Annotated in this window: 18 protein-coding genes and 1 other RNA gene; 3 read left to right on the top strand and 16 right to left on the bottom strand. The window is 50.4% G+C overall.

Annotation, left to right across the window (positions count from 1 at the left end):
- From ACI31J_RS02005 to ACI31J_RS01990, 4 genes are all read right to left on the bottom strand, one after another.
- Positions 1-1,153: glucose-6-phosphate isomerase (locus ACI31J_RS02005; protein ID WP_439772782.1), on the bottom strand; the 1,153-nt coding region annotated here is incomplete at its 3' end.
- 158 nt (positions 1,154-1,311) lie between these two features.
- Entirely contained in the window at positions 1,312-2,172 is an 861-nt protein-coding gene (locus tag ACI31J_RS02000; protein WP_439772781.1) for a GRP family sugar transporter, read from the bottom strand.
- Positions 2,173-2,314: 142 nt separating this feature from the next.
- Positions 2,315-3,802 (bottom strand): ATP-binding protein, encoded by a 1,488-nt coding sequence (locus tag ACI31J_RS01995; RefSeq protein WP_439772780.1) that lies wholly within the window; start codon positions 3,800-3,802, stop codon positions 2,315-2,317.
- A 6-nt stretch (positions 3,803-3,808) separates the two neighbouring features.
- Entirely contained in the window at positions 3,809-4,522 is a 714-nt protein-coding gene (locus ACI31J_RS01990) for a response regulator transcription factor (RefSeq protein ID WP_439772779.1), read from the bottom strand.
- A gap of 214 nt (positions 4,523-4,736) precedes the next feature.
- On the opposite strand from ACI31J_RS01990, the gene ACI31J_RS01985 reads away from it, so the two are divergent.
- Entirely contained in the window at positions 4,737-5,780 is a 1,044-nt protein-coding gene (locus tag ACI31J_RS01985; RefSeq protein ID WP_439772778.1) for a zinc-dependent alcohol dehydrogenase family protein, read from the top strand.
- 526 nt (positions 5,781-6,306) lie between these two features.
- On the opposite strand, the gene ssrA is transcribed toward ACI31J_RS01985, so the two are convergent.
- The 10 genes from ssrA to cdaA all read right to left on the bottom strand — a co-directional run bounded on the left by ssrA (position 6,307) and on the right by cdaA (position 16,484).
- Positions 6,307-6,681: a transfer-messenger RNA gene (ssrA, locus tag ACI31J_RS01980) on the bottom strand.
- Between the two features lie 107 nt (positions 6,682-6,788).
- Positions 6,789-7,370 (bottom strand): LysM peptidoglycan-binding domain-containing protein, encoded by a 582-nt coding sequence (locus tag ACI31J_RS01975; protein WP_439772777.1) that lies wholly within the window; start codon positions 7,368-7,370, stop codon positions 6,789-6,791.
- 170 nt (positions 7,371-7,540) lie between these two features.
- Entirely contained in the window at positions 7,541-8,350 is an 810-nt protein-coding gene (locus ACI31J_RS01970) for a Cof-type HAD-IIB family hydrolase (RefSeq protein WP_439772776.1), read from the bottom strand.
- On the bottom strand, positions 8,343-8,819 hold the full coding sequence (locus tag ACI31J_RS01965) for a MarR family winged helix-turn-helix transcriptional regulator (RefSeq protein ID WP_439772783.1): 477 nt from the start codon (positions 8,817-8,819) through the stop codon (positions 8,343-8,345). The genes ACI31J_RS01970 and ACI31J_RS01965 overlap by 8 nt, the downstream gene beginning before the upstream one ends.
- A 2-nt stretch (positions 8,820-8,821) precedes the next feature.
- A complete protein-coding gene (locus ACI31J_RS01960) occupies positions 8,822-10,657 on the bottom strand; it encodes an acyltransferase family protein (RefSeq protein ID WP_439772775.1) in 1,836 nt (611 codons plus the stop codon).
- 72 nt (positions 10,658-10,729) lie between these two features.
- Positions 10,730-11,041 carry a hypothetical protein gene (locus ACI31J_RS01955; protein ID WP_439772774.1) on the bottom strand — a complete coding sequence of 104 codons (312 nt, stop codon included), beginning with the start codon at positions 11,039-11,041 and terminating at the stop codon, positions 10,730-10,732.
- Between the two features lie 250 nt (positions 11,042-11,291).
- Entirely contained in the window at positions 11,292-13,112 is a 1,821-nt protein-coding gene (gene glmS / locus ACI31J_RS01950; protein ID WP_439772773.1) for a glutamine--fructose-6-phosphate transaminase (isomerizing), read from the bottom strand.
- 275 nt (positions 13,113-13,387) lie between these two features.
- Entirely contained in the window at positions 13,388-14,743 is a 1,356-nt protein-coding gene (glmM, locus tag ACI31J_RS01945) for a phosphoglucosamine mutase (RefSeq protein ID WP_439772772.1), read from the bottom strand.
- 18 nt (positions 14,744-14,761) lie between these two features.
- Positions 14,762-15,649, bottom strand: coding sequence for a CdaR family protein (locus tag ACI31J_RS01940; RefSeq protein WP_439772771.1), 888 nt, complete (start codon positions 15,647-15,649; stop codon positions 14,762-14,764).
- Entirely contained in the window at positions 15,636-16,484 is an 849-nt protein-coding gene (gene cdaA / locus ACI31J_RS01935) for a diadenylate cyclase CdaA (protein WP_439772770.1), read from the bottom strand. The genes ACI31J_RS01940 and cdaA overlap by 14 nt, the downstream gene beginning before the upstream one ends.
- Before the next feature lie 127 nt (positions 16,485-16,611).
- Between cdaA and ACI31J_RS01930 the strand changes: the two genes are divergently transcribed.
- Positions 16,612-17,277: a DUF1361 domain-containing protein gene (locus ACI31J_RS01930; RefSeq protein WP_439772769.1), complete on the top strand. Its 666-nt coding sequence runs from the start codon at positions 16,612-16,614 to the stop codon at positions 17,275-17,277.
- 69 nt (positions 17,278-17,346) lie between these two features.
- On the opposite strand, the gene rbsK is transcribed toward ACI31J_RS01930, so the two are convergent.
- Positions 17,347-18,270 carry a ribokinase gene (gene rbsK, locus ACI31J_RS01925; protein WP_439772768.1) on the bottom strand — a complete coding sequence of 308 codons (924 nt, stop codon included), beginning with the start codon at positions 18,268-18,270 and terminating at the stop codon, positions 17,347-17,349.
- 171 nt (positions 18,271-18,441) lie between these two features.
- Complete coding sequence (murB, locus tag ACI31J_RS01920; RefSeq protein WP_439772767.1) at positions 18,442-19,386, bottom strand: UDP-N-acetylmuramate dehydrogenase; 945 nt, start codon at positions 19,384-19,386, stop codon at positions 18,442-18,444.
- A gap of 76 nt (positions 19,387-19,462) precedes the next feature.
- Here murB and ACI31J_RS01915 point away from each other — a divergent pair, with 76 nt between their 5' ends.
- A complete protein-coding gene (locus ACI31J_RS01915; RefSeq protein WP_439772766.1) occupies positions 19,463-19,999 on the top strand; it encodes a 3'-5' exonuclease in 537 nt (178 codons plus the stop codon).
- Positions 20,000-20,154: the final 155 nt, after the last annotated feature.

Raw genomic sequence — 20,154 nt, 5'->3', positions numbered from 1 at the left:
TGTGGACGGTCATGACCGGAACCCCACCAGCCGTGTGGGCAGCCACCACGGCCTCGTAGGCCTTGGTGTTGGCAAAGTCCATCGTCTTGCTTTCCAGATACTTCAGACCGTCCAGGTTGTCATCTTCGCTCGGGATCTCGACGTCGTAGTTTGGCTTATCGAGCTTAACGACGGTCTCCATCAGGAAGCGCCGCCCTTCCTGGATGTATTGACCCAGGGAGTGGAGGTCCGTGGTGAAGTTAGCGCTGGATGGGTAGATGCCCTTGTGGTCCTTACCTTCGGACTCACCAGCCAGCTGTTTCCACCATTCGGCAAACATCCGCATGTTCGGTTCGTAGTTTTCCAGCAGTTCAGTCTCGTATCCCTTACGGTAGAGGATGTTTCGGTAGGCCGCGTATTGGTAGGCCTCATTCTTGGTCAGGTCGGGATCAACGAAGTCATGCTCGGCCTGGGCAGCCCCGGCCATCAGTTGGTCGATGTCGGCGCCAGAAGCGGCGATTGGCAACAGACCCACTGGGCACAGGACGGAGTAACGGCCGCCGACGCCATCCGGGATGACGAAGGATTCGTAACCGTTGGCGTCAGCCTCGGTCTTCAGCGCCCCCTTGGCCTTGTCGGTCGTGGCGTAGATCCGCTTGTTGGCTTCTTCCTGGCCGTACTTTTCAATCAGCTTCTTCTTGAAGATCCGGAAGGCAATTGATGGTTCGGTCGTGGTTCCAGACTTGGAAACCACGTTGACGGAGAAGTCCTTGTCCCCGATCAACTGGAGCAGGTCGTGGACGTAGGTGGAGCTCAGGGAATTCCCGGCAAAGATGACCAGCGGGTACTTGCGATCCTCAGCACGCTGGGCCTGGTAGAAGGTGTTGTGCAAAAAGTCGATCGCCATCTGGGCGCCGAGGTAGGAACCCCCGATTCCGATTACGACCAGGATGTCGGAGTCGGACTGGATCTTCTTGGCAGCGGCCTTGATCCGGGCAAACTCATCCTTGTCGTATTCACTCGGCAGGTGGAGCCAGTCGCGGAAGTCCGCACCAGCACCGGTCCCGTTGCGGAGTTCGTCGTCCGCAGCATTAACCATTGCCTGCATCTCGCCCAGTTCGTTGTCATTTACAAACTGCTTCAATCCTTGCTTATCTAATGAAACATGCGCCATATCAAATAACTTCTTTCTTTAACGTTATATTAGCTAAATTTCAAATACAATTAAATGATAGCGAATTCACCTAGTGGTTGCAATCAAAATTCCGCAGATTATAAAAAAGTTCAGAACGTCAGCCCATGGCTTGTTCTGAACTCTTAATTTTACGTATTTTAGGCAAAGGCCGTCGCAATACTACCAATGACAATCAAAACAATCCCGAAGATCGTGAAGGTCATTTCGCGAGAAGTCTTTTGTTCGTGCAGGACAAACACCCCACCAATCGTGGCAATAACGACATTCATCTGACTGAAGACGAAGGCCGTGGTGATGCCCAGTGCCTTACCGGCAAAGATGTAGGCCAGCGCCGCAACACCCCATGAGAGTCCCCCAAGGATGTTCAGGTACTGTTCACGCTGCTTGAATGCACTAATGTTACCAGAAGCAATCGTGTAGATCACGGAGCCAAGCAGGATCCCCAACATTTCTGGCAGGAAGATCCCCAAGGCACTCTGGTCGGCAACGACTGGAATCTTAGGAAAGGCAGAGTAGATCCAGTAACCGATCGTCGTGAAGAGCAGGAAGAGGAAGTCGCTGGCCGTTACCTTCCGGCTGGAGGTTCCTTCCGTCATCGAGGTCATCAAGGCACCGACAATGATCACTGCCAGGGCAACGAAACCAATCGTCAATGCCTTGGCACCACGCCATTCACCGAAGATGATGGCACCAATGATTGAATTACCAACTAATTGCAAAACCGTTGAAATTGGCGTGGTCTTGGAAACCCCGATCCGCTTGAATGAAACGAACTGCCCGATCTGCCCAATCGTCCAGAGGGCACCACAGACAACGGAGAACCAGAATGCCGTGGTGCTGACCGTTGGATGGCCAATCGCAAAAGCAACCAATCCAACAATGGTTGCCCCGGCACCGATCCCAAACATCTGGTTAACAGCTGACCCACCGATCTTTCCAGTGATCAGTGGCATAAATCCCCAACCAAGGGCTGGGATTAACGCGATCAAATAACTCATAGTACAATTCTCTCCTATCAATCAATAACAAATATTACAAGATAGTAATCTAGCACAATGCAAACGTTTACGCAAGCGTTTACAATAAGTTAATGATTGAGCAAGGCAAGTTAATTACTTTTAGATAGCGCTTTGCGGGGATTTAATTTTTTTGCGCAGAAGTTGAGCTTCCCGTTGTATGCGGTGCATGATCACGGTCCGGGAAGAAGACCGTGAAGGTAGTGCCCTTCCCATACTCACTCGTGACGTTTACCTGACCGCCATGCAGGAGAACCAGCTGGTGAACGATGGCCAGACCCAGCCCGGATTCACCGTACTTGGTGTTCATGCGAGAGCGATCAGCCTTGTAGTAGCGTTCCCAAATGTTGACCAGTTGATCCTTAGTCATTCCGATCCCGTTATCAGTTACCTTGAATTGACTACCATCAGCAACCGCCCTTCCTTGAATCTTAATCAAGCCATTTTTGGTAAATTGGATGGCGTTTTGCGTAATGTTGAACATGATTTGGACGAACCGATCATAATCGGCATATACCCCCAATTCTGGAGTAACGTCCAGCTCAATTCGATCACCTTGGGCCCGGGCCTTCTTGCTAAGCTGTTCCTGCAGATTTGCCAACACGGCCGCCGCATCGAAAACCTTCCGTTCCATCGAGATCTGGTTAGTACGAATTTTCTCATAGTCCAGATTGTCGTTGACCAGCCGGATCAACCGCCGGGTCTCGTTCTGCATTAATTGGATGCTGTGCTGCTTGTCCTCTTCAGGGATAACGTCATACTCAAGGCCCTCCAAGATGCCGTTGATCGTCGTCAATGGGGTCCGCATTTCATGCGCTGCATCGGCCATGAACTGCCGCCGCCGTTCTTCCTGACGACGAATCTCCTGGTGAGACTCCTCCAAAGACCTGGTCATCGTATTAAAGCTCTGGGCTAGGTCCGTCACCTCGTCTTTGCCTTCCGTAGCAACTTGAACGTTATAGTTGCCCCGGGCAACCTCGTGGGTGGCCTTTTGCAGCCGCTCAATCCGCTGGGTAATCGACCGGGCCAAGAAGTAACTGACGACCAGCGTCAGCAGGGCCGCAATCACAAAGGCTACCAGCAGGTTAAGGACAATCTGGTGCATGTTTTCCCTAATGGTTGAGATCAGGGAGGCAATGGAGACCACTGCTACCATTTTTCCTTTATAGAAGTAAGGTTTGAGGACTTCAGTCATCTGTGGGGTCGTGGTATCGGCAACCCGGTGGTCAACTTTGGCCATCGTTACCTTGGTACAGATAACCTGCCCGTCCTTGAGCTTGCGCCACTGGTCCTTAGTGATTGTCGAAGTGAAGCCATTACTGGCGTAAATCCGCCGCTGTGCTGTGTCGTAAATTGCAAAATGAACGTGCTGCTGGGTCAAAAGACTGGCGTTGGTCTGGAGGGAGTCGGTCGCAAAGCCTTCAAAGCTCCGGTTCACGGGATCGTAACGAATCGAGTCCTGAACCAGGCTATCCGAATAGCTCTTCAACTGGTTCCAAGTGTTGTGATAAAGGCTGTTATTGGTTACTTGAATAAAAGAAACGCTCAGTATCACCATCAAAATAATGATGATCGTAAAGAAGGTCAGCATCAATCGATACATTAACTTCATTTTCTATTATTCTCCCTCATCATCGAACTTGTAGCCAACCCCCCAGACGGTCTTAATCACCTGGGGACCAATGTCTTCCAGCTTCTGACGCAATTTCTTGATATGTGCATCGACCGTCCGCTCATCCCCATAATATTCGTAATCCCAGACCAGCTGGAGCAATTGGGAACGGGTGAAGACCTGACGAGGTTTTGAGGCCAACGTCTTTAATAGGTCAAACTCCTTAGGGGTCAGGTCACTGACCGGTTGATTATAAAGATAGACCTCCCGCGTCTTAGTATTCATCCTGAAGTGGTCGGTCTGGATATCAAAACCACTCGTTGCCTGCCGCTGCTGCTGATTAAGCTGCCCCAGCTGACTCCGCCGATGTAGGGCCTTGATTCGGGCCACTAGGGTAATGGGACTAAATGGCTTCGTCACATAGTCATCGGCGCCAATTTCCAGCCCCAAGACCTGGTCACTCTCGGTATCACGGGCCGTCAGCATAATCAACGGAACGGTCGGAGAAATTCGTCGAATATCGGCCGCTACCTGCATTCCATCTTTTTTCGGCAGGTTAAGGTCTAAGAGGATAATGTCCCAATTGTCGGGCTCGTCGGCAAACTTTTCCTCTCCGGCCACGCCATCGTAGGCAAACTCATACTGCCACTGGTTCTTCTTGAAGAACATCGCCATCATCTCACAGACAGAATGGTTATCTTCAATCATCAGGATGTTCATGAGTAGTTACACTTCCTTAAGAATTCTTATTGGTCATTTTTCCTAGTTTAACATTCATCCCCGTCCAACGCCCGCAATTGCCCCCAGAAGTCATCATAAATTCAAATTTAGCTATTCAACTGAGGTATGTTCAACCATTGACTTAAAGTATTATCATTTTTAATGGCAAACGCTTATAATGAAAATGGTTACAAAAGAAAGGAGACTGTTTTCTATGAAATCTGCTGTATTTGCCAAGGCGGGTCAAATGAAGCTGGTCGACATCGACAAGCCAACCATTCAGGCCCCCGACGATGTCATCATTAAGGTTGTACGGACCTGTGTCTGTGGTTCCGACCTGTGGAACTTCCGGGGGATCAACCCGGTCGAGGCCAACGCTGAAAACTCCGGGCACGAAGCCATCGGGATCGTTGAAGAAGTCGGTGACGATATCACCACTGTCAAGCCTGGTGACTTTGTCATTGCACCATTCACCCACGGCTGTGGCCATTGTGCCGCTTGCCGGGCTGGCTTTGACGGTTCATGCCAAAGCCATTCGGATAACTTCAGTAATGGAGTCCAGGCTGAATACATTCGCTTCCAGCATGGTCAATGGGCACTGGTAAAAATTCCTGGCAAGCCAAGTGACTACAGTGAAGGGATGCTCAAGTCCCTGCTGACCCTGGCCGACGTCATGGCTACTGGTTACCACGCTGCCCGGGTTGCTAACGTTAACGCCGGCGACACTGTAGTAGTCATGGGTGACGGGGCGGTTGGCCTTTGTGCCATCATCGCTGCTAAGATGCGCGGTGCTAAGCGGATTATCTCCACTAGTCGGCACGATGACCGTCTGGCCCTGGCCAAGGAATTCGGCGCTACCGACAACGTCGCCGAACGTGGTGACGAAGCCGTTAAGAAGATCATGGAACTCACTAACGGCAACGGTGCCGACGCCGTGCTCGAATGCGTTGGGACCGAGCAATCAACTGACACTGCAATGAAGGTTGGTCGTCCTGGTGCCATCATCGGCCGGGTTGGTCTCCCCCACACCCCTAAGCAGGACATGACCACCCCATTCTACAAGAACACGATTGTTGCCGGCGGTCCCGCCTCTGTCACTACTTACGACAAGGCGGTGCTGCTCAAGGCCGTACTCGACGGTGAAATCAACCCTGGTAAGGTCTTCACCAAGAGCTTCAGTCTTGACGACATCGATGCTGCCTACAAGGGAATGGACGAACGGCAGGTTATCAAGTCCTACGTCATCGTTAACGATTAATAATTTTACTTACGCTAGGGAGCGAGACAGAAGTCGGTTACGACTTCGTCTTTCGAAGCGAAGCAAGCCACTGGGAGCCCCCGCGAGCACAAATAGGGCTCAAGCGTTCGGAATTTCCGAATGCTTGAGCCCATTTGTGTACCGCGCTGTAAACTTTTAGCCTGTATAAAAGGACTTATGTCACAGCCCCTTTTTGTTTTGAAATAAAGCGACCTCATTTTAATAATATTTTCTATACAACATTTATTGACCTTTTCAGTACTTCAGCGCCATTTACTTGGTTAGTAATCGAAAATTTTGGCCTAGCAACCTAGTTATTACGATACTGTGAGTCATCTCAAAATTATTCACGGCAAATTAATTTTTAAGCAAAACAAAAAGGCCGCTGGAAACCAGCAGTCCTGCCCCGACAAGAAGTCATCGTTTTGTCGCAAATTTAATAAAAATAGCCTTCAACCAGATATTAGCAAAATCAAGAATGCTGATATATCAACGATTGAAGGCTATTGCTTATCGATAAAAAACATAATGGAGATGACGGGAGTCGAACCCGTGTCCAAGCATATCGCCATTTCGACCTCTACGTTCGTATCTCAACTATTTAAGTTTCACTAGCCAAAACGCCGTTGATCAGGGCAACCATGACTAGCTAGCTTGATTAATCTCTTCTGCTTACTTCAAACGGGAATAAGCAGCGTAGTCCACTTGATATGAAACCCGTATCCGCATCATGGACGAACCCGGAACGGATTTACGCGCGCTACTTGTTAGGCAGCGTATGCGTAAGAGTTTGAATTATTGTTTGCAGTTATAATTTAAAACTGAGCGTTTTTACGAAGACGCAACCTTCGAAACGCAGTCGAAACTCGACCTATACCTGTCGAATCCAAAAAACATCCCCAGATACACTAGTAGTTTATCATACTCCGGCCCAAAACGCATCCGAAAAGCACAAAAGGAACGGTTCCTAACGAGGAATCGTTCCTTTTAATAGCACTATTCGGCAGATTAGTACCAGCCGTTAGCCATCCAGAATTGTTGAGCGTTAGACCATGAACCGTAACGACTTGCAACGTATTGGTCAGCAACCCGTTCCTGGTTGGCTGCTGAGTAGTCACCGTTCAGGTAGGAAGCGGAAAGTTGGTACTTACCAATGTATTGGCCATTAGCAGCAGTGTAACTGCCACCAGATTCGCGAGCAGCAATCCAAGCCTTAGCGGCAGCATCATTGCCAGATACACTGGAGCTGTAGCTGGTGTTTGAAGCAGCAGTAGCATTAGTATTAGTAGCAGTAGCCTGGCTTTGGTTAGCCGTTGCATTGCTTTGGGTGTTGTTTTGGTTTTGGGCGCCCTTGATTACCAGTTGTTGGCCAACAAAGATCTTATTGATGTCGCTAATGTGGTTGTCCTGGGCAATCGTGTTGATAAGGCTGTTATCATTTGCGAACTTTTGAGAAATACTGGAAAGCGTATCCCCACTTTTAACGGTGTAAGTAGCATCGGCATTAGCCACCGTAGTAGCAGCGGTTACCCCCAATGCAACCGTCCCAAGAGTTGCTACCGTCTTTACAATATTTTTCTTAGAAACCATAAATAACCATCCTTTTAATTTTTCAAATCGCTTTTAACAGTTTCTATGGTACACGCCTTATGTTACTAAACCATGACAGCAGCATTTCTATTTCAAAGCGAATCATTACAAATACGTAATAAAAGACAGCCAACTGACATTAAAATGTCGGCGGCTGTCCTTCCTAAATATTACTTCAATAGGTCTGCAAAGTAGCGTTCACAGTACGTCGCTACCCCATCATCATCGTTAGAATCAGTCAGGGCCGTGGCAGCAGCCTTAACCTCAGGCAGGCCATTTGCCATTACAATCCCCTGCGTAGCGGCCTTGATCATCCCCAGGTCGTTGTCGGCATCACCAAACGCCATCAGGTTGCTGAAGTCGTCACCGAAATGATCGAGCAGGGCTTTCAAGCCAACGTGCTTATCCACCCGCTTTGGCAAGAACTCCATGATCATCGCCTGCGACTGAACCGCGTGGTAGTGTTCCTTCAGCTCCTCCGGCAAGTCAGCAATAATTGCAGAAAGCTGGGCGGCCGGAATCGCCATTACGGCCTTACTAAAGGTCGTATCCGGCAGGTCGGCCATCCGTGTGTTTTTAAACTCAATGTGTTTGAGGACCGTCCGGTAGATTGAGGCCGGCTGGTCGCTGAGTTCGTAAACCTTGGCAAAGTCCAGCACATCCAGCGGAATATTTTCCTGTTTAACAAAATCAAACAGTGGTTGCAGGTCTTGCTTGGCCATTCCGAGTTCAAAGAGGTGCTCCTTGGTAACGTTATTAATCACGAGGCCCCCATTAAAGGTAATGGTAAAGTCGTCTGGCTGCGTCAAGCCCAGCTGTTCAATGTACGGCCAGATGGCATTGATCGGCCGGCCCGTGCAAAGAACCACGTGGACGCCCCGGTCATGCAACGCCTTTAAGACCCGCTCATTACGCGCAGAAATCTCCTTATCACTGTTCAACAAGGTGTTATCAAGATCCAACGCAATCATTTTAATCATTCTGCTCTTCCTCTTTTCGTCTGCTATCATTCTCCGGCTGGATAACCTGGTGATTGAATTCATCCCACAGTTGTAAAAGCTGCCGTCCCCGCTCTTCGCCGAAAACGGCCACCCACTTTGCAAAGCGGGCACTGATCCGCTGCTTAATCTTTTCGGCTACGGACCGTCCCTTCGGTGTCGCCACCAGTGAAACCTTGCGCCGATCACTCTGATCCGGTTCCTGCTTGATGTAGTCATTTTTGATCAGTACCCGCAACTGACGGGATACCGCACTCCGAGTTACCTGACGCTTCTCGGCGATATCCATCAGTTTGATCCCCGGCGACTTAACGATCTCCTGCAAGATCAGGTACTGCTCAAAAGATAATGAATAGCGGGCCGCCGGTTGGGATATGAAATGTTCCAGCCCCTTGAGAGATGACATATAGATGTCAATCGCCTGGTTAAGTAAATCATCCGCTCCCATAATAGCTAGTTCTCCTTTTGATTGTCCAGAATTGCCTTTGCAATCAGGCGGGCATAGTTGTTATTGCCCTGCTCGCCCATGTGAACATTGTCGTTGGCAAACCACTCGCTATGCTTCTCACTGACACTGTACCAGTCAACGACATGGACGTTCTTGTGTTTCTTGGCAGTCGCGGTGATCTCGTCGTTGACGGTCTGCTGCCATGGTTTGGTCGGCACGTGCGCCGTCAGCCAGTAGACCTGTCGATCCGGTCCGATCACGTCCAAGATATCATCAATGGTCTGCTGGCTCATCGCCCCGTTGGTCCCAAGGTTCAGGACCACGATCTTGTTGAGGTGCCCTTGACTCTTGAGCTGTTTGAGCACCGCCGGCGTCGCTGATCCCTGGCGGCCAACCTGCGCGTCCACGTATGCCTGGGGCATTAGCTTCTGAATGCTGTCCGCGGCATCCGCCATGACGGAATCACCAACGGCCGTAATTTTGAGCTGCTGGGCCCGCTTTACCTCTGCCGCCGTCAGGGCATACTTCTTAGCGTTGACATTCGGATCAGTGGTAACCTTCTTCCCCTTCGCAATCTCCTTGTTGTGCTCGGCGGCCCGCTGGTGGTTCTGCTCAATCCGTTCTTGGACCGCCGTCTTTTTTGGCCCCCGGTTGGGCTGGCAAAGACCGATCACGGCGATCACAACTGCCAGGACACTAACGGCCGCCTTAGCGATCGTTGCCGGATGCCAGTTGTGAAAATTAAGGAGGCCGGTCGCAAAGGCATTCCAATCAGTACGGGCAAATGGTCGCTCCAGTAATCGGTAGGAGGCCTCGCTGACCAGGCAAATGATGGTAATTTCGATGATCGCGTTCAAGAGCGGATGTAAGCCGACCTTGACAACCCGTTCATAGAAGACCATTACCGGGTATTGATAGACATAGATCCCGTAAGAGCGCTTGCCAACCCATCGGAAAACGGGGTTAGTAAGCCAATCGTTCATCTTCGAACCAGGATGGAGAATTGTAGCCATCAATAGGGTTCCGACAACACTATACAGGAACATTCCGCCATGATAGGTGAAGGCTGACTGGCCGCTGAGGGTGAAGAAACCAAAGATCGTCACCACGGTCATGGCAATCCCCACAATGTTTAGTGACTGGCGCAGATAGGTTGCGGGATGCGGATTCAAGCGATTTAGCGGCCAGACCAGCCCCAACCAGGACCCCAGCAATAGGGAAAAGGCCCGGGTATCGGTACCATAGTATACCCGATTAACATTATTCGGGTCATAGAGAATGGCCATTTCGACGGCTGACAGGAGGGCTAGGACAAGCACAATCCGACGAATGGTCGCTTTACGACGAACCATTTTATACAATCCCCAAATGATCAACGGCCACAAGAGGTAAAACTGGGCCTCAACACCAAGTGTCCACAGGTGGGTAAAGGGAGAAACGCCCCCAAACTGATCAAAGTAGGACTGCCCGTGCCCAATCTCCCACCAGTTATAAATCCAAAGCAGGTTGGTCAGAATCGTCATCCTGATGTTATGCAACAACTCCCGAGCAAAGAGCGTGATGTAAGCGGTGGTCAGAACCAGCATCGCAATCAAGACTGGATAAAGCCGCTTGAATCGTTTATGGTAAAAATGACCGATGGCGATCTTCTGCTCATCCTGCCATTGCCGGCTAAGCTGATAGGTAACAAAATAGCCAGAAATTAATAGGAAGAGCGGCACACCAAGGTACCCGCCTGGCAGGACATTCGGCAGCAGGTGGTAGATGATCACCCCGAGCACCGCCAATGTCCGTAAGCCGTCAATTCCGGTTATGTATTGTTTGGGACTGCTTGTCTTCAAAATAACTTCCTCCAGCAACGAACCCGGTAAACGAGTCCAAAATAAAGACGGTAACGCTACGCTACCGTTTAACTACCCGATATGATTTTCCTTCAAGATATCACTCACGACTTGATCCATCTCTGGGGTACGTTTCCATTCCTCCCAGTGATCCATCGATTCATCCTGCATCTTATAGTGGGTATTGATGAAGTCTTCGTAGCGAATAACGTTTCGTGAATGAGGAATATTCAGCTGTAAGATCCTGACTTCCTTGATGAAGCCTCGTTCGGCCGCTAATTCTGCCCGGCCGTTATGAACCATGTTGCCGATCTCATAGTACTTGCTTCCGTCATTACGGGTGATCTCTTCAATCAGTGTCAACACTTCATGTTGTTTTTCCACGTGTCTTAATCCCCTTTCAGCATAATCATATTATAGCGACTTTAAACCAAAAAATCATCGCCTGGACGACGATGATTGGCATAAGAGAGAAAGAGAATTGATTAGAAGGTAAATACTTAATACCTTGCGACTATTATGATAGCGTTTTCAGGGAAAAATGTCAACATTATCCGTGAACTTTTTTACTTTTTATTTCAGAATGTCAAAAACAGGCAACTACTCACGGAGTAGTTACCTGTTTTTAGTAAAATTATTGAACCGTTACGGACTTAGCCAGGTTACGTGGCTTATCCACATCAAGGCCCTTGCCCAGACTGGTGTAGTAAGCCAGTAATTGTGCTGGAACAACACTCAGGAGCGGAGTCAAGCATTCATCAACATCAGGCAGGATGATCGTGTCATCCTCCTGGACCAGGTGCCGAGAGACAATGGTGATCGTGTTGGCACCACGCGCCCGGGTTTCATCCAGGTTGCTCCGGGTCAAACCGGCAGTCCGGTCCTGGGTGATGATCCCGAGGACTGGGGTCCCCTTCTCGATCAAGGCAATCGTTCCGTGCTTCAACTCACCAGAAGCAAACCCTTCTGCCTGAACATAGGAGATTTCCTTCAGCTTCAGGGCTGCTTCCAGGGAAACAGACCAGTCAAGTCCACGACCAATGTAGAAGGCGTTCCGTGGCTTAGAGAGGTAGCGAGCCGCCACCTCTTCGATCTTCTTCTTGCTATCGGTAATGGACTGCATTCCGTTGGCCACCAGACCGAGCTGGTGCTTAACATCAAACTTCTTAGCAGCGTCCTTGCCCAGGTATTCCCCCAGTGCCTTAGCCAAGATGGCCTCAACGGCAATCTGGGCAGTGTAAGCCTTGGTAGAGGCAACGGCGATTTCCGGACCAGCGTAGAGCAGTTCCGTGAAGGTTGCTTCCCGGGACAGGGTCGACTTATCCACGTTGGTGATGGTCAGACTAGGCCACTTGTGCTCATTAACGTTGACCAATACCTGCCGACTGTCGGCCGTTTCACCACTCTGGCTCAAGAAGATGAAGAATGGCTTCTTGGAGAGCAGCGGTTGCTCGTAGGCAAACTCGGATGAAATGTGAACGCTCGTCGGAACCCCACACAGCCGTTCAAAGATCCGGGCACCAACCAGACCGGCGTGGTAACTCGTACCGGCACCGATAATGTAGAGGTGGTCGGCATCCGCCATCGCCTTCAGCAGGTTTTCATCGATCTGCGGATCATCCTTGTCGCCAAAGTATTCCTGAACCAGCTTCCGCATTACGGCTGGTTGTTCGTCGATTTCCTTCAGCATGTAGAATGGGTAAGCACCCTTGTCCGCTGCACTGGCATCCATGTCAACCGTGAAGCTGTCACGGTGCTTCTCGTTGCCATCGAAGTCCTTAATCAGCACGTGGTCTGGCTTAACGATTACCAGCTCGTGGTCCGCGATTTCCATGAATTTGTTGGTTTCCTTAATCATGGACATGGCATCGGATCCTACCATGTTGTAACCATCACCCAGGCCAACCAGCAATGGGCTCTTGTTCTTGGCAACGTACAGGGTCTCGGGGTCCTCACGATCAATCATTACGAAAGCATATGAAGAGTCCGGACTGATCAGGCGCAAGACCTTAAGCATAGCGGCTTCGGTGTCCATGTGATTATCAACAACGAACTTGTCAACCAGCTGAACGACGACTTCCGTATCAGTCTGACTGGTGAAGTGAACGCCTGAGAGATATTCCTTCTTCAGTTGTGCGTAGTTTTCAATAACCCCGTTGTGTACCAGGTAGAAACGGTTATCCTGGGAGTATTGCGGGTGCGCATTAGCCTCGTTTGGCTCACCATGGGTAGCCCAACGGGTGTGGCCGATCCCGGAAAGGCCGTGTACGTCATCCGTCAAGGCTGCTTCCAGATTGCTGATCCGGCCAGGACGCTTAACCAAGTAATCGTTACCGGCATTGTCGTTAACATAAACACCGGCAGAGTCGTAACCACGGTATTCCAGTTTCTTCAAACCATCAATCAAGATTGACAGGGTCTTATCAGTCCCTGTAACTCCTACAATTCCACACATAATTATTTCCATCCTTTAATATTTCAAATAATTGGTATAGATCAATAAACAAAGTTATTAACCTATTGCAACTGTTATGTATGGTACAAGTTTTGAAAATAATTGTCAATTAATTGTTCTTGATTGGTCTAGTTTGCAGAATGGATAAAATAAGAAGCCGGAAAAAGCACTCAATACTTCGACACAAAGCTAACCTGTAGGGTTCAGCAATTAATGTATAAATAAAAGGGCTGGAAAAAACAGCAGTCTTTCCCAGCCCCTACATATAATCTTTATTATTTAACTTCTAATTCTGCCCGGGCAACATCACCAATCTGCTCAACGTACTGGTGAACCAGCTCTTCAGTTGGCGCTTCCGCCATGATCCGCAGCAGTGGTTCCGTCCCGCTTGGCCGAACCAGGACCCGGCCATCGCCGTGCATCTCGTCTTCGACCTTAGCAATGACGTCCTTGAGCTTCTGATTTTCCATGGCAGCCGCCTTATCAGCCACCTTGATGTTTAAGAGCTCCTGCGGGTAGGTAGTGACGTCGCTAGCCAGTTCCTTCAGGCTCTTGCCGGTTTCCTTGACAACGGAGAGCAGCTGCAAAGAGGTCAGCATCCCATCACCGGTGGTGTTGTGATCCAGGAAGATAATGTGACCAGACTGTTCACCACCGAGGTTGTAGCCGTTCTTCAGCATCTCTTCAACCACGTAACGGTCCCCGACCTTGGTCTTAACGCTCTTCATGCCGTGGGCTTCGAGGGCCTTGTACATCCCCAGGTTGCTCATTACCGTCGTCACCACGGTGTCCTTCTTCAACAGGCCCTTGCTGTCCATGTGCTTTCCGCAGATGTACATGATCTTATCACCATCAACGATGTTCCCCTCATTGTCAACCGCAATGCAACGGTCACCGTCACCATCGAAGGCAACCCCGAGATCCGCACCGTTTTCCACGACTGCCTTCTGCAAGCCCGCTGGATGAGTAGAACCACAGTTGAGGTTGGTGTTTAAGCCATTTGGCTGGTCGTTGATCGGAATAAAGTCAACGTTCATGTCCGCAAACAGGTTGGAAACAAAGCCGCTGGTTGCCCCGTTGGCTGCGTCCACAACCACCTTCAGGCCAGAGAGGTCGGTTGAAACCGTCTGTTCCAAGAATGAGGTGTACTTCAATGCCCCTTCGTGGTAATCGGCAACCGTGCCCAGACCCTCGTCAGAAGGACGCGGCAGGGTATCCTCATCAGCATCCAGCAGTTGTTCGATCTCGTATTCCAGGTCATCGGAGAGCTTAAAGCCGTTGCCCCCAAAGTACTTAATCCCATTGTACTTAATCGGGTTGTGGCTAGCCGTGATCATCACCCCGGCATCGGCTTCCTGTGCACGAACCAGGTAGGCAACCCCGGGAGTCGTAACAACCCCTAGCCGCAATACCTCAATCCCGACGGAAAGCAGGCCGGCGACCAGGGCGTTTTCCAACATCTCACCGGAAATCCGGGTGTCGCGAGCCACCAATACCTGTGGCTGCTTCCGGTCTGAGTGCCGGGTCAAAACATATCCCCCGGCACGGCCCACCCGGAAGGCCAGTTCCGGACTCAAATCTTCGTTTGCAACTCCCCGAACACCGTCGGTACCAAAATACTTAAGTTTCATCATATACTCCTTATTCAACTAAGACTGACTGTTGCTTGTAGCAGTCGATTCAGAATTATTATCTGCGTTACTACTTATGCTACTACTTGACGACTGGCTTTGCACCTTTTTCTTGGCTGATGATTCATCACTGGATGACTCGTCACTGTCACTAGCAGAATCAGATTGATTGCTACTCGAATCTTCGTTCTTAGAACTGATCGGTACCGTGACGTTGGTCGTGGCCGGCCAAATAACCACGTTAAGGATCTGCCCATTCCGATCGAGCGCCTGCAGGGTAACCTGCCGCTGCAAGGTGTTCTTGGCATCCCGTGGAACCACCACGTAGGCAACCACCCGGTCCACCCGCCGGACCTCATCCTGGGCCCCGGTAACCTGGACACTGTCGACATCCGCGCGCGGTCGACCAGCACGATAATCATCATCCAAGTTCCGCGCGTTCAAACGGACGCTGACCTTAACGTTGACCGTCCGCCGCGGCTGAATCTGGACCGTGATGTTTTTCGGTGCGACCGTAGCCTTGAGCTCTGAATTCAAGCCGCTGGTCTTGATCGGTACCCGGTGCTTCCCGGCCCCCAGCTTGCTCAGGTCCGCGTACACCTTGAAATTCTGGGTGTTGCTGGTAGTTGTTACCAAGGCAGACGGGCCGTTCAGCCGCACCTTGACGTACTGTGGATAACCAGTAACCACGTACTTAGAGTTATCCACTGTGATGTCCAACGGCATCTTCAACGTCACCGACTTATTGGACATCAAGACGCTATTATCGTTATTGTTGTTCCGCGTGTTCTGCCGGAGAAAGCCATTTTTACTGCCGTTGACATAGGCAAACAGCAGGATCGCCAGCACCAGTGACGCCAGGCGCATCACCCACTTGTGGCTGAAGAAACCGTTATTTCTGCCCATGCTGGCCACCCCCTTGCCGCTCAAAGAGTGAGTAGAGCCGCGTCAACAGGTTATCATGCGTCGGCTCATGCGTGCACAGTTGCGAACGCATAAACTTCAGATAGTCGTTCTGCGACATGTTACGGATCAATTCATTATCCTTGGTAATCGAAACTTCCCCGGTTTCTTCGGAGATTACAATCGTCAGGGCATCGGTAACCTCACTGATTCCAACTGCTGCCCGGTGCCGGGTCCCCAGTTCCTTAGGAATCAATTTGCTGTCTGACAGAGGCAGGTAGGCCGCCGCCACCGCAATCCGGTTATCCTTGATGATCACCGCACCATCATGCAAAGGCGTGTTGGGAATAAAGGTATTGATCAAGAGGGCCCCGGAAATGTCGGCATCGAGCGGGATCCCGGTCTCGATGTACTCCTCCAGCCCGGTCTTCATCTGAATACTGATCAAGGCCCCAATCCGGCGCTTCGACATATATTGAATCGCCTGGTCCAGCTGCTTGATCATCTCTTCTTCGGTTTCATTGGTCGACTGGTTATGGCTGAGGAATCTTCCCCGGCCGAGGTGTTCCAATCCCCGTCGAATCTCTGGCTGGAAAATGACCACAATGGCGATCACACCCCAGTTCAGGATCTGGTCCATCACCCAGGAGACCGTACTCAAGCCGGCATACCAGCTGACGACCTTCACCAAGATAATGATCATGATCCCCCGGAAAAGCTGGACGGCCCGGGTACCCCGGATCAGGATCAAAAGCTCATAGATCAGAAACCAGATTACTAAGATATCAATCAGGTGAATCAAATTTTGCCATGTCAGAAGCGAAGTTATAAACTGCATCGCATTCACCATCCTCTAAATTCACGTTCATATTATATCATCTTTTAGTAGTGGCGAAAGGCCACAGTTAATTCATAAAATTCTGCTATGCTAAAAGGGACTACTATTGATTGGGAAGGCAATGCTTATGAAACATCTATCCACAATCTGGCGGATCCGGCTCTTCTTCTGGGTCCTGATTATCCTCTTAAAACTTTTTGTCCATGCGCCCTACGACTTCATGGCTCTCAACACCTTCCTGGGTTACGTGCCCATCGAACTAAGCTTTCATCTGAAACGGTTTAACGATCGGCGGGCCCTCGCCTTCTGGGTGCTCCTGGCCATCTGGCTGGTCTTTTATCCCAATGCCCCCTATGTGGTGACTGACCTCTTCCACCTCTCCTGGCTCCACGCTCACACCAGTATCAACGGGATTCTGCGTTCGGACCCGGCGATCTGGCTCAGTTTTGCCATGATGATCGTCTGTGCCCTCAGCTGCCTCTTGATCGGCACCGCCACCCTTGAGCGGACCGCCCGCCAGTTGACCCAGCTGACCACGCCTAAGCATCCCCGGATTCAGTACCTTTGGATCACCGTCTTCATGATCCTCGCCAGTATTGGAATCTACATCGGCCGCTTCCTCCGCCTGCATTCAATCTACCTGCTCTTCACACCGACCTGGTTCTTCAAGCAGCTGTGGAGTATTTGGAGCCTCAAAATGGTTGAGTTTGTCATCATCATCACGGTCCTCCAATTGATTGTTTATTGGCTGATGAAGGTAAGCCAATGCTATAATAGCGAAGAAAATAAATAGAAATCGATCTCAAAAAAGGAGCTAGCTGAAACCCCAAAATTTCAGCTAGCTCCCTTAATTATTTATTTCTTACTTTTCAGCCAAGGCAGCCTTAACCTTGTCAGCTGTTGGAATTGATGGCATTGCGCCCATCTCTTGAACAGTCAGGCTCGATGCCCGTTGTGCATAAACCAGCGCGTCGGCAACGTTTGAAAGGTCGTCTTCCAGTTGGGAACTCAATGCCCCAATGAAGGTGTCACCGGCAGCCGTCGTGTCAACTGCGTGAACCTTGAATGCTGGAACCAGGCCGTGGGCGTTAGGAGTGGCGTAGAATACCCCCTTAGAACCCAGGGTAATCAGCAGGTGCTTAACCCCTTGCTTTTGGAAGTATTCCGCACTCTTCAGCATAGCAGCTTCGTCAGTAACCGGAATCCCCGTCAGTAAAGCACATTCGCTCTCGTTTGGTGCAATCACGTCGGTTACCTTGAGCAGGTCTGGAAGAATTTCGTGAGCTGGGGCCGGGTTAAGGATCGTCGTAACATTGTGTTCCTTAGCCTTCTTGAAAGCAGCCAGGGCAACGTCTTGAGGAGTCTCAAACTGACTGATCAGGAAGTCAGCGTCATCAAGGACATCATCAATGTCGTCCACCATGTCTGGAGTCATGGCCTGGTTAGCACCACCATAGATCATGATATCGTTTTGGCCTTCAGCATCCAGGGTAACTGCCGCCGTCCCAGTACCGTGGTACTTGTCAATCATAACGTGGCGAGTGTCAATTCCGTTGTCCTTTAAGGCTTCCAGCATGTATTGACCTTCACTGTCAGACCCAACCGCCCCGATGAAGGCCGTCTTGGCACCTGACCGTGCTGCAGCAACCGCTTGGTTAGCACCCTTACCACCAGGAGCGGAACTCTTGCTCTTAGCGGAGATCGTTTCGCCTGGTTGTGGGAACCGTTCAACGTGGTAGGTCGTGTCAACGTTAATGCTTCCTAAAACAACTACTTTCTTACTCATATTTACTCTCCTTATTATTCATCCGAATTCATATTTCAAAAACATTTTATCATAGAGCTAAAACGATTACAAATGCTATTATGTCAAAACGTAAAACGTTTTATAAAGACGGCCGTAAAATGGGGATGAGACACCAATTATGCATATGCTCATCCCCAATAACCACGCCGATTAGTTGCGTCCGATAATCCGTACTTCAGTCTCAAGCGCCACCCCAAATTTCGCCTTGACCGTCTCTTGCACGTGCTTGATCACCGCCACGTAATCTGCAGCGGTCCCATGATCGATGTTAACGATGAAGCCGGCGTGCTTGGTGGAAACCTGGGCGCCACCATGGGTATAACCCTGCAAGCCCGCATCATGAATCAATTTACCGGCAAAGTAGCCCGTTGGCCGCTTAAAGACACTGCCGCAAGATGGCAGTTCAAGCGGTTGTTTAGCCGCCCGGCGTTCGTTCAGATCATCCATCGTCGCCTTAATCTGCTCGTAATCACCAGGTTCCAGGGTGAAGGTTGCATCGAGCACTACCCCATGGTTGTCCTGAACGCTGCTGTGCCGATAGCCAAAATCCAAGCCCTGGTTATCGAAATGTTCGATCGTGCCATCCGGCAGCATCACCGTGGCCGAACTAACGACGTTCTTGGTCTCACCGCCATAGGCACCGGCGTTCATGAAGATCGCACCACCGATACTGCCAGGGATGCCGGCCGCAAACTCCAAGCCAGTCAGCTTGTGGTCCCGGGCTGCAATCGTGGTATCAATATAGGAAGCTCCTGCCTGGGCGGTCACCTGGTTGCCTGACACCTTAATATCCTTCAGGTTGGTAAGGATCATCGTCAGCCCATCGATCCCGCCATCGCGGACGATCAGGTTGCTGGCGTTACCCAGGACAGTCAGCGGCATGTCGTTTTCCCGCGTGTATTGGACCAATTGTTTAATCTCGTCAATGCTCTTTGGGAAGGCTAACCAGTCAGCCGGCCCTCCTGTCTGCGTATAGGTATACCTCATCAGTGGTTCGTCTTGTTTGATATCAATCTCTGGAAATTCGTTCATTAAGTTAGCCAATTTAGTATGCCTTCCCTTTTCATAAATTATCTCTCCATGATATTGTATCATTTTCAGCGGAACTTTTGCTAAAAACACCGGTAACGATTAAAATAGTAACTATCAACTATGGAAGGAAGGCATTCGTATGGACTTCATCGCCATGGACTTTGAAACCGCCAGCGGCAAGCGGTACAGTGCCTGTTCACTGGCCCTGACCATCGTCCGCAACGGCCAGATCGCCGATGAATTTTACACCCTTATCAACCCCCACACCGACTTTTTCTGGCGCAACATCCAGATCCACGGCATCCACGAACGCGATGTCCAGGACGCCCCGGATTTCCCGGCAGTCTGGGAGCACATTAAGTCCTTCTATACCCCGGACAAACTAGTGATTGCCCACAATAACCGCTTCGATAACAGCGTCCTCAAGATCACCCTGGAGCATTACGGCATCGAGCCCCCGGCCTACCAGACTCTCGATACCGTCTCCAGCAGTCGGCACTTGCTACCGGGGCTGGTCAACTACAAGCTCAATACGGTCTGTGACGCCCTCAACATCGACCTGCATCACCACCATAACGCCCTCGACGATGCCCAGGCCTGTGCCAACATCCTCCTTTACCAGGACCAGCACTTTGGTGACCAGCAGATCCGGCCCTTTATTAAGATGTTCAGCTAAAATGCAAAACACGGTTAGGATTATTGAATCCTAACCGTGTTTTTGCGTTTATTGCCGATACTCCATCAGCAAGGCTGGCTTTCCCTCCTCGGTCGTCGTCCCGGTCTGGACGAAGCGACACCGCTTATAGAGAGCGATTGCCGGTTTGTTCGTGG

The sequence above is a fragment of the Limosilactobacillus sp. genome (genome assembly GCF_051873075.1).
Lineage (GTDB): Bacteria > Bacillota > Bacilli > Lactobacillales > Lactobacillaceae > Limosilactobacillus.
Note: the sequence above shows the minus strand (reverse complement) of the source record. Positions and strands in the feature narration are given on the sequence as shown.

Bases quoted from the DNA above. Each gene is read 5' to 3' on its own strand.
- ACI31J_RS01915 (WP_439772766.1), top strand. From the start codon at position 19,463: ATGGACTTCATCGCCATGGACTTTGAAACCGCCAGCGGCAAGCGGTAC.
- murB (WP_439772767.1), bottom strand. From the start codon at position 19,386: ATGATACAATATCATGGAGAGATAATTTATGAAAAGGGAAGGCATACT.
- ACI31J_RS01930 (WP_439772769.1), top strand. From the start codon at position 16,612: ATGAAACATCTATCCACAATCTGGCGGATCCGGCTCTTCTTCTGGGTC.
- glmM (WP_439772772.1), bottom strand. From the start codon at position 14,743: ATGAAACTTAAGTATTTTGGTACCGACGGTGTTCGGGGAGTTGCAAAC.
- ACI31J_RS01995 (WP_439772780.1), bottom strand. From the start codon at position 3,802: ATGAAGTTAATGTATCGATTGATGCTGACCTTCTTTACGATCATCATT.
- ACI31J_RS02000 (WP_439772781.1), bottom strand. From the start codon at position 2,172: ATGAGTTATTTGATCGCGTTAATCCCAGCCCTTGGTTGGGGATTTATG.
- ACI31J_RS01970 (WP_439772776.1), bottom strand. From the start codon at position 8,350: ATGATTAAAATGATTGCGTTGGATCTTGATAACACCTTGTTGAACAGT.
- ACI31J_RS01990 (WP_439772779.1), bottom strand. From the start codon at position 4,522: ATGAACATCCTGATGATTGAAGATAACCATTCTGTCTGTGAGATGATG.
- ACI31J_RS01975 (WP_439772777.1), bottom strand. From the start codon at position 7,370: ATGGTTTCTAAGAAAAATATTGTAAAGACGGTAGCAACTCTTGGGACG.
- ACI31J_RS01940 (WP_439772771.1), bottom strand. From the start codon at position 15,649: ATGGGCAGAAATAACGGTTTCTTCAGCCACAAGTGGGTGATGCGCCTG.
- ACI31J_RS01985 (WP_439772778.1), top strand. From the start codon at position 4,737: ATGAAATCTGCTGTATTTGCCAAGGCGGGTCAAATGAAGCTGGTCGAC.
- glmS (WP_439772773.1), bottom strand. From the start codon at position 13,112: ATGTGTGGAATTGTAGGAGTTACAGGGACTGATAAGACCCTGTCAATC.
- rbsK (WP_439772768.1), bottom strand. From the start codon at position 18,270: ATGAGTAAGAAAGTAGTTGTTTTAGGAAGCATTAACGTTGACACGACC.
- cdaA (WP_439772770.1), bottom strand. From the start codon at position 16,484: ATGCAGTTTATAACTTCGCTTCTGACATGGCAAAATTTGATTCACCTG.